This window comes from Fusobacterium sp. (assembly GCF_029258315.1).
GTDB lineage: Bacteria > Fusobacteriota > Fusobacteriia > Fusobacteriales > Fusobacteriaceae > Fusobacterium_B.
Genome location: NZ_JARHZE010000103.1, coordinates 1 through 3,615, shown reverse-complemented (window position 1 = coordinate 3,615; position 3,615 = coordinate 1). Strand labels below are relative to the sequence as shown.

The following is a 3,615-nucleotide window of genomic DNA, read 5'->3' as shown; positions in this document are numbered from 1 at the left end:
TCTCCTTCTTTTTTGTTAAGAAAATTTCTTTTTATTTTTCTAATCTCTTTTTTGCTTATTTTAGTATTACTTAAATAATTCCAAAAATTTATATATTTTAAATCATTTTCTGGTTTGGTTATATACTCTCCCTCATATGTTAAAATATATGTTTTATTCTTTCCAGCCCTTACTACTTTTCTGTTTGTAATTTTTTCAATGGTTTGGAAATCAAATACCCCAAAGAGTACCCCTGCAACCTTATTATTTTTATCATATGTAGGGATAGATATTATTTGAACAGGTTTATTATTTTCCACTCTTGATGAAATAACCCCTGAAATACCTATTTTTCCTTCCATACTTTTTTTAAAGTAATTTCTATCTAAAATATTAAATCTTTGGTCTGCATTATCAAATCCCTTTCCATCAGAATAAGCAAAACTTGTAAAATTAAAATAATTCATTCTTGTTGCTACTATTAAAATTCTTTTTATAACATCTTCTTCAAAATTACTTTTTTCTTCTATTAGCTTTTTAGTTTCCTCTAATCTATTGACCATTCCATCTATTATTAATTTTGTATCTTGGACTTTATGCTTGGCATATCCTTTTAATTCACTTTTAAAGTGTTTTATCTCTTCTTGCCTTATAGATTCTTGAAAAGAAAAAAATGAAACTATATTTATTATACTTGCTATTACAAAAATAGTAATCGTAAATTGCTTTACTCTTTTATCTCCTCCCACTAACTTCCCCCATTTATCTTTTATATTATTTTATTTTATCAAATTTTATTTATTTACTCAAGATAAAATTAAAAAGAATATTATTTATAAATATTTTATTTATTCAAAATAAAAAGGAGTTATAAACCAACAAATAAAAATCATTGATTTATAACACCCTTATTTTTTATTTTATATTATTATTCATCTCTTAAAGTGATAGTATTATTCTCCAAACTATCTATGATTGCAAGAGAATGTAAATTTATCCCAGCTTCTCTTAATATTTTTGCTCCCTCTTGGAAACCTTTTTCAACTGCTATTCCTACACCAACTACCTCTGCTCCAGCTTCTTCAACTATTGATTTAAGTCCTAAAATAGCATTTCCCATAGCTAAGAAGTCATCAACTACTAAAACTTTATCCCCTTTATTTAAAAATTCTTTAGATACAGTTATATTATAATCTTTATTTTTTGTGAAAGAACGAACTACTGTGTTATAACTGTCTTCCATAGTTGATGGTTTATTTTTTTTAGCAAAAACTAAAGGTACTTGGAAAGCATGAGCTGTTGTTACTCCGATAGCTATTCCTGATGCCTCTATTGTTAAAACTTTATTTACACCTAAATCTCCAAATATTCTTTTAAATTCTTCTCCCATTTCATACATTAAATTTGGATCTATTTGGTGATTTAAAAAACTATCTACTTTTAATAAAGCTGAATTTGAAACTTTTCCTTTTTCTAAAATCATTTTTTTTAACATTTCCATATTTCCTGTTCTCCTTATCTATTCATTAATTTCTTTTGATATACTTTCTATTAAGTTTGACTTCATTTCTCTTAAATCTTTAGAAAGATTTACTTTATATTTATGAGGAAATTCAAGTCTTTTTCTTTCTTCAGATATTTTTTCAAGACTTTCTAAATAATAATTTCTAGAACCAATAACATCTTCTAAAACATCATACTCTTCTGTTATCTCTCCATCTTTTACATAAGTTCTTGTTATTTTTTTGAAACTATATTCCCCTTCTTTTAATGTACTATTTTTTAAAGGATCTTGAGCATCTCTTGTTACAAATGTTTTTCCTGATAAAATACTTTCTCTATCCTCATCATATTCTCTTGCAAGTGTAATAACATCTACATAAGCATAATTATTTTTATCATATATTCTGTAAACTTCTTTAAAACCAGGGTTTGAAATTTTTATTAAATCCTCAGATAATTTTATAACTGGTTGTTTTTCTATTTCAACTATCTTATAAACTCCACCAAAACAAGGATTTGATTTACTTACAGCAATTTCATCTCCAACTCCAAAAATATCAACAGCTGCTTTTTGCTCTTTTAAGGATTTTATTAAATCTTCATTAAGTCCATTTGTTAAAAAGATTTTTGCTTTTTTAAGCCCTGCTTCATCTAATTCTTCTCTACATTTTTTAGATAAATAAGCTAAGTCTCCAGAGTCTATTCTCACCCCATAAACTCCCGGATAGTTATCATCTATACCATTTTCTTTAAATGAATCTATTGCATTTTTTATACCCATTTTTAAAGTATTATATGTATCTATTAAAAGAATCAGAGTATTTGCCTTTCTTTCTCTTCTATATTTTATAAAAGTATCAAAGGCTTCTTTTTCTGCTTTTTTTCCAACTCCGAAAGTTTGGATATATGAATGTGCCATTGTTCCAACACTTGGTACTCCATATTTATATTCTGTCACAAGATTCGAATGAGACATACACCCACCTATAACTGATGCCTTTGTTCCAGCTACAGCACTATCAAATCCATGAGCTCTTCTACTTCCAAAAGATGATACTGCTATCGGATGAGCTGCTCTTGTAACTCTTGATGCCTTCGTAGCTATTGCCATTTGCATATTCATTATATTTAAAATAGGTGTTTCTAAAATTTTAGCTTGAACTAATGGAGCTTTTACTGTGATTACTGGTTCATTAGCATACGCAATTTCTCCTTCTCTCATAGCAAAAATATCTCCAGTAAATTTCATTTTAGAAAGATAATCAACTAAATGTTGCTCAGCTATTATTTCAGAAAAATATTCTCTTTTTTCTTCTTCACTTGTTTCGTTTAAAATTTTTACTAATTCTACAACTTCACGTACTCCAGAAACAACTGCAAGCCCGTTATCCTCTGTTTTTCTAAAATACATGTCAAATACTGCTTCTCTTTCGTGACTATTCTCCATAACAAAAATATCACTTTCAGTATACTGATACCTGTCTGAATTAATTACTTTTGCAAAATCAGTTAATATTTTTTTAATTTTCATTTTCCCATACCTCATTAGTTTTATTTATATACTATTTTTATTTTTTATATGATATATCATTATAACACTAATTAAAAAAAAATAAAATAAAAAAATGATTTTTTAATTTTTATTATTTGAATTAAATATTTTCATATAGTATAATTGTATAAAAAATATAAAAATTAAAGGAGAAAATTATGAGAGCTATTGTACAAAGAGTTTCTGAAGCTGAAGTAAAAATTGATGGTATAAATGTTGGAAAAATTGAAAAAGGTTTTCTTGTTCTTTTAGGAATTACTCACGAAGACACCGAAAAAGAAGTTACTTGGTTAACAAATAAAATAAAAGGACTTAGAGTTTTCGAAGATGAAGAGGGAAAAATGAATCTTGGACTTGATGAAATCAAAGGAGATATTTTAATAGTTTCTCAATTCACCCTTTATGGAAATTGTATAAAAGGAAAAAGACCTAGCTTTACTGAAGCTGGTAGATCTGAAATGGCCATTCCTCTTTATGAAAGTTTTATAGAAAAATTTAAAAGTTTTGAAATTGGTAAAGTTGAAACAGGAAAATTTGGAGCTGATATGAAAGTTTCTCTTATAAATGATGGCCCTGTAACT

4 protein-coding genes are annotated in these 3,615 nt (G+C 26.8%); 1 reads left to right on the top strand and 3 read right to left on the bottom strand.

The genetic code is table 11. The annotated features are described in order from the left end of the window. The 3 genes from Q1J48_RS07105 to Q1J48_RS07095 all read right to left on the bottom strand — a co-directional run. Positions 1 to 728, bottom strand: a 728-nt coding sequence (locus Q1J48_RS07105; RefSeq protein WP_300362253.1) for a PDC sensor domain-containing protein, incomplete at its 3' end; no start/stop codon positions are given. Positions 729 to 907: 179 nt separating this feature from the next. Further along, positions 908 to 1,480 (bottom strand): xanthine phosphoribosyltransferase, encoded by a 573-nt coding sequence (locus tag Q1J48_RS07100; RefSeq protein ID WP_300331697.1) that lies wholly within the window; start codon positions 1,478 to 1,480, stop codon positions 908 to 910. 18 nt (positions 1,481 to 1,498) lie between these two features. After that, complete coding sequence (locus Q1J48_RS07095; protein ID WP_300331693.1) at positions 1,499 to 3,013, bottom strand: nicotinate phosphoribosyltransferase; 1,515 nt, start codon at positions 3,011 to 3,013, stop codon at positions 1,499 to 1,501. A gap of 179 nt (positions 3,014 to 3,192) precedes the next feature. On the opposite strand from Q1J48_RS07095, the gene dtd reads away from it, so the two are divergent. Further along, positions 3,193 to 3,615 (top strand): D-aminoacyl-tRNA deacylase (dtd, locus tag Q1J48_RS07090; protein WP_300362250.1); only part of this gene is annotated, 423 nt, incomplete at its 3' end.

Coding starts and splice junctions, on each gene's coding strand:
- Q1J48_RS07100 (WP_300331697.1), bottom strand. CDS start 1,480: ATGGAAATGTTAAAAAAAATGATTTTAGAAAAAGGAAAAGTTTCAAAT.
- Q1J48_RS07095 (WP_300331693.1), bottom strand. CDS start 3,013: ATGAAAATTAAAAAAATATTAACTGATTTTGCAAAAGTAATTAATTCA.